This is a genomic window from Paenibacillus sp., from assembly GCF_035645235.1.
Lineage (GTDB): Bacteria > Bacillota > Bacilli > Paenibacillales > YIM-B00363 > Paenibacillus_AE.
On the sequence record NZ_DASQMZ010000163.1, the window covers coordinates 1 to 4,574 of the forward strand.

Annotated in this window: 1 protein-coding gene; it reads right to left on the reverse strand. The window is 59.4% G+C overall.

The annotated features are described in order from the left end of the window. Positions 1–444: 444 nt before the first annotated feature. Positions 445–4,574: glycosyl hydrolase family 28-related protein (locus VEZ38_RS15935; protein ID WP_324895138.1), on the reverse strand; the 4,130-nt coding region annotated here is incomplete at its 5' end.

The following is a 4,574-nucleotide window of genomic DNA, read 5'->3' on the forward strand; positions in this document are numbered from 1 at the left end:
AAGAGGACAAGATATGCAAGCCTCTTCTTAACATCAGTCATTACCTCCATTCGTTTTCGATTCGTTGGATACGTCTAAGGCGTTGCGGCGAAAATCGAAATGAGATTCGGTTGATTCACCTCCTGAATGACTTGATCCATCGGGGATGACAGCGCTTCCAAGTCATAGTGTGATCGTATGCCAGCGGCAAGCAAAAACATAGATCAATTCCGGAAAATATATACCGCAATTCGGAATTCGAACAAGAAGAAGCCAGCACGGGCGCCGGCTTCTTCTTGTTCTGTATGATGATTTCCAGAAATCTCGTCATTTAATAACCTCCTTACAACTTTGAATGTTGCCATACAGATTTGGCCGACGACGATTCTGCTTGCACTCTCTCTCCTTCACCTCCTTTCATACCGGGACCCGAAGGCTCGGACCCCGGCATGCATCGGAGTTACTTTACGTTTTTTTATCCACGACCACCGGTACGGACCACGCCGTACCGGCCGGCTTCGAATCGGCCGTCATCTCGCTCCATACCGAAATTTCGACCGAATAGTTTTGGCCCGGGTAGCTGCCGGCGAATTCGATCGCCAACGTCTCCTCCGCGGTCAGATCGATACGGACCGCGACGGTTTCCAGCGCAAACGCCGTTTTATTCGGCCCTTTGGCGTTGTCGAGAAGCCGGAAGAACACGAACGCTTCTCCGCCGATCCCTTGCGCCGGGGTGACGACGGCAGAGACGGCCTTCGTCTTCTTCTGCGTGAAGACGACGTCCCGAATCGAATAATACGACGTCGGATCCATCGCCGGCACGACCCGGCTCGTCGGCGCGCTGCGCGTCTCGGCGCCGAGCGCCGGCGCGGCGTCCGCCTTCGGCGTAACGCCGAACTTCAAGTGCTTGCCGAGATCCGCCTCCGTAATCGTATACCTGAGGCCGGTCGCTCCCGGGATCGGCGCGTAAGCGCCATCCGCTTCACCGCTGACGTACCATTGATATTTCGATACGACCTCCGCATCGCCGTCGGTGTCGGCGAAGGTATACTGCCCGACGAGCGTCGAACCCACCATCGCGACGCCGGTAAACCCAACTGCGGCCGCGGACGGCGAGGACGGCAGCTCCTGCGCCGAAACCAACCGATTGCCTTCGATGACCGTATTTTCGCTGCCTGTATCTTCGATGAATGTCAGTACGGTAGCGTCGTACACGTTGCCCTTCACCACTTGCCCGTAGATCGAGTGGGTCAGATCGATGCCGGTTTTCAAGTTGCTTAGTACATTGCCCTCGATGACGGTATTGGTCGCGTCGCCCGACCCCTGCCCGTCGTATTGCGAGCTGTAGGTGGCCGAGATCGCGTAGATGCCGCCGTACGGAGGCGCCTCCGTAATGCCGTATCGAGGCGTGGCGGTATTGTCGCCCGTCACCGCGTTATTCAAAATTTCCGTCGAGTACGCGTCCACCTCGTAGTAATGCGCGTTGTCGACGCGCGCCGTATTGAACCCGATGCCGCCGTGGAAGCTTCTCCGGGAGATGCCGTCCACGGTGTTGCCGGTCACGCGGGAGAAATACGCGTTCGCCATCCCGTCGCCGATCCGAACCGTATAGAGGAAGATGCCCTCCGAATCGAGAATCGTGTTGTCCGCTACGACGCTGTCGTAGGCATTGCCGAACAGCCAGATGCCCTTCGCGTTATCCTTGACCGTGTTGTTGTAGATCGTCGTGTTGTCGAGCGGCGCCTGCAGGCTGAACCGGCTAGTGCTGTCCGGAACGATGTCGAACGGCTCTTTTACCGTGATCGTGTACTTGTCGATGCTCTCCACCTTGCGCAATTGTCCGATACCGCGGCCGTCCGTGATGACGACGGACAAATCGCCGTATTGCAGGTTCGGATTCACCAAGTTTTTCGTCGGCGCCACGGTGATGGACATCGAATCCGCCGTAAGCACTTTGCCGTAGTTGAAAATGCCGCCCGGCATTTCCGTACAGATCGCTTCCCCGTCGTTGTAGACGTTCGCCGTGTCTCCCATGTTTTCGACCGTATTATTCGCGATATAGGCGTTGCTTCGCGCGAACATGCCGTGCGATTCCATATGCAGCTCGGAGTGGACGGCCCGCACCGTGTTGTTTTCGTAGAACGAAAATGTAGCCGTACCGACGAGATACCCCTCGGTAAATTCGAACAAGTTGTTCTTCAGCGTGTAATACTGGCCCATGTACGTGATATACGGGGTCGCATGCCAGCCGACGAACCGGTTGTTTTGAACGAGAATGCGCTCCTTGCCCACGAATTCGAGCCCGAGGCCCCGTCCGGTGCTTCCCTTCGTATCCGTCGGGTACGAGATGTCGACCTCGCTGACGAACAGCCGGTTAGCGTTTCGCAGCCGCAGATCTCCGACCGAATCGCCCCAGGCCTGCCCCAACCAAATGAACGAGTCGGGCCGCTTCTCCGGATCCGAGAGCAGCAGCGTCATCCGCGCCACGCCTTGCTTCTCCGCGATCGGCTCATACGTCGGGTCGGCGTCCTTCGTATTAATGAAGTTGCCGCCTTCGCCGGTGTAAATCAACTTCGTCTCCGTCCGGTCTTCGCCGAGCAGCACGACGTCGGCCGGCAGATTTACGGTCGAGAGATAATAGCTGCCCTTCGGGAAATAAGCGACGCCGCCCCCGATCGCTGCCGCGTCGACGGCTTGTTGCACCGCTGCAGTATCGTCCTCGGTATCGTCGGGATTCGCGCCGTAAGACGTAACGTCGACCCGATGCCCCCAGTTGAAATCCGCCGCCCAAGCGACGCCGAGTCCGAGCGGATCTTCGCCCGCTTCCAAGACGGACAGCTTCTGGCCGTTCTCGAGCCGCGTCCAGTTCATGCCCCCGTCGTTGGATACCTCGACGAAGTACTCGCCGAGCGGCTGGTCCTCGACCTTGAACGTGATACCGTACGGGTTGACCGTCTTCACCGCCGCATCGACGATGCGTCCCGCGCCGTCGTTCAAGCGAACCTTGGTGTCGGTCGCGCCGCCGAACTCCTTGCCGTCGAAGTTGCGCCCGGCGATTTGAATGTCGAGACCGCGGAAAGCTTCATATTCCGAAATGAAGAGCGGCCGGACCGCATTCATTTTATAAGCCGGGCTCCATCCGTCGCTGTTCTTCACCCAGACGTTATATACCCCGGGCGCCGCGTCTTCGGGCATCTTCGCCACGGCGAAAAATCCGTTCCTGTCCTTCTGTACGATCTCCGGATGAACGGCCCCTGCGGGCGGGGTCGCGGGCTCCGCGCCCGGCGTATCCAGCTCGATCGCGATGTCGAGCTCGGCTTGACGCAGACCGTAGCCGTTGATCGTGAACGACTTGCCCGCCGATACGGCGTCGGACAACTTCAACACGACCGGAGGAGCGTTCCAGGCGAGCTCGGCGACCGTCAGATGAATGGGAGCCGATACGGCGCCGTTCAAGCTGTCCACGTCGTCGGGGTCCGCCGCCGCTACCAGACCGTACGTTCCGGAGAACCGGGTCGTGAAGGTCAGCGTCGCCACCCCGTCGGCATTCGTGACCGCGGAACCGACGAGCTCCGGGATTTCCTGTCCGAGCGTCACGCCGTCGCCGACGTGCTCGCCGCGAAGCTTGAAGTGGACGGTCTTGTTCGCGAGCGGCTGATTGCCGCCCTCCAGCACTTTCTCGAAGACGGCGCTGACCGTGACGGCTTCGCCGACGTTCGTCGCGACGTCCGCGCTTCTCATGGCGATCGTCGTCGCCGCCATCGGCGGCACAGTGACGGACGCCGTGGCCGAACCTGCGCCGTATCGCGTCCCGTTCGCATAACGTACCCGATAATAATACGTTTGCCCCGGCAATAAATTGGAGTCTGTGTACCGGGACGTTCCGGCGTCCAGCGTCGCGATTTGCTTGAAGCCGATGTTGTTCGTGCTGCGCTCGACGATGACGCGGTGTGCCGAATCGCCATCGTTCGTCCAAGCGATTTCCGCCTTTCGCGGAGGCAGCATCGTCGCTGCGACCCCCGACGCGCGCTCGGGCAGCGGCGTATCGAAGAAGAAGCCGTTCGGTCCGAACTGCTCGCTGGCAGTGACGATCAGCTTGAAGCTTCCCTTGACCAAATACGAGACGAATCCGTCGAACGCATCCTTCCGCACGACGCGGCGGTCGATCACATTGCCGTCAAGATCCTGCAGCTGCAGTTCGGCGTCCCACGATTTTTCCATCGAAAACATGCTGAACACGTGCTCGTTCGTATCGTTCAGATGGAACGTGAACGTCTTCGGGTTGCCGCCCGTAACGGTCGCTTTAAACTTCGCCTTATTCGTAGACGACGGCATGTCGAGCACGTAATCGTATCCGTTGTCGTTGTCCGTGGAAGGACCGACCGACACCGTATTCGACGGCGAAGAAGAATAACCGTCTACGTAGGCCGGGAGCGACGCGATATCGTCTTCGCCGAAGGTCGCCGTCGTCCACGTATTCGCGACGGGAACCGCCTCGTAGCCGGCAAGAATATAGCCGTCCCCGCCGTACTTGCCTTCCCAATGCCCTCTCGTCGTTCGATCGGTGCCGAGGAACGCGCGAGGCTCCGCCTCGG